This window comes from Roseisolibacter sp. H3M3-2 (assembly GCF_029211165.1).
Classification (GTDB): Bacteria; Gemmatimonadota; Gemmatimonadetes; order Gemmatimonadales; family Gemmatimonadaceae; genus Roseisolibacter.
Window position 1 is genome coordinate 1 of the sequence record NZ_JARGEK010000816.1, and the last position, 508, is coordinate 508.

At 58.1% G+C, this 508-nt stretch carries 1 pseudogene; it reads left to right on the plus strand.

Annotated features, from left to right (window positions below):
- Window positions 1–261: 261 nt before the first annotated feature.
- Window positions 262–508 (plus strand): annotated as a pseudogene (locus PYV61_RS26575) (MFS transporter); the annotation flags it as partial.

Here is a 508-nt window from a genome sequence, read left to right on the forward strand (position 1 = left end):
AGGTAGCTTTCGAGGTCCTCGCGGATCGCGTTGCGCTGCAGGTAATCGTTGGATCCGCGACCCATTTGCTGTCCACCAGTCATGCTAGCCATATGGCTGCCGCGCGGCACCAGGCCGCTGCTGTGATGATGATGATGATGGCTGCTGCCCATGGTATATCTCCTTCTTAAAGTTAAACAAAATTATTTCTAGAGGGGAATTGTTATCCGCTCACAATTCCCCTATAGTGAGTCGTATTAATTTCGCGGGATCGAGATCTCGATCCTCTACGCCGGACGCATCGTGGCCGGCATCACCGGCGCCACAGGTGCGGTTGCTGGCGCCTATATCGCCGACATCACCGATGGGGAAGATCGGGCTCGCCACTTCGGGCTCATGAGCGCTTGTTTCGGCGTGGGTATGGTGGCAGGCCCCGTGGCCGGGGGACTGTTGGGCGCCATCTCCTTGCATGCACCATTCCTTGCGGCGGCGGTGCTCAACGGCCTCAACCTACTACTGGGCTGCTTCC